This is a genomic window from Bacillus cereus group sp. BfR-BA-01309, assembly GCF_022664315.1.
Lineage (GTDB): Bacteria > Bacillota > Bacilli > Bacillales > Bacillaceae_G > Bacillus_A > Bacillus_A mobilis.
Genome location: NZ_JAKUHE010000062.1, coordinates 1 through 445 on the forward strand (window position 1 = coordinate 1; position 445 = coordinate 445).

Below are 445 nucleotides of genomic sequence, written 5' to 3' on the forward strand. Positions count from 1 at the left end.
TAGCCGTATCGGAAGGTGCGGCTGGATCACCTCCTTTCTATGGAGAATTGATGAACGCTGTTCATCAATATAAGTTTCCGTGTTTCGTTTTCGTTTAGTTTTGAGAGTTCAATTAAGTATTGACTCTTAAATGAGGATATGATATAAATAAATTCTGCAATTTGTATGGGCCTATAGCTCAGCTGGTTAGAGCGCACGCCTGATAAGCGTGAGGTCGATGGTTCGAGTCCATTTAGGCCCACCATACAACTTTTGGGGCCTTAGCTCAGCTGGGAGAGCGCCTGCCTTGCACGCAGGAGGTCAGCGGTTCGATCCCGCTAGGCTCCACCAAAAAGCTATTTTAAATAGCAAATGGTATGTTCTTTGAAAACTAGATAACAGTGTAGCTCATATTTTTTAATTTTTAGTTTGGTTAAGTTAGAAAGGGCGCACGGTGGATGCCTTG

General features: G+C 43.4%; 2 tRNA genes. Both read left to right on the top strand.

The features are described from left to right. Positions 1–167: 167 nt before the first annotated feature. Positions 168–244, top strand: a tRNA-Ile gene (locus MR115_RS29575). A 10-nt stretch (positions 245–254) separates the two neighbouring features. Then, positions 255–330, top strand: a tRNA-Ala gene (locus tag MR115_RS29580). Positions 331–445 lie beyond the last annotated feature (115 nt).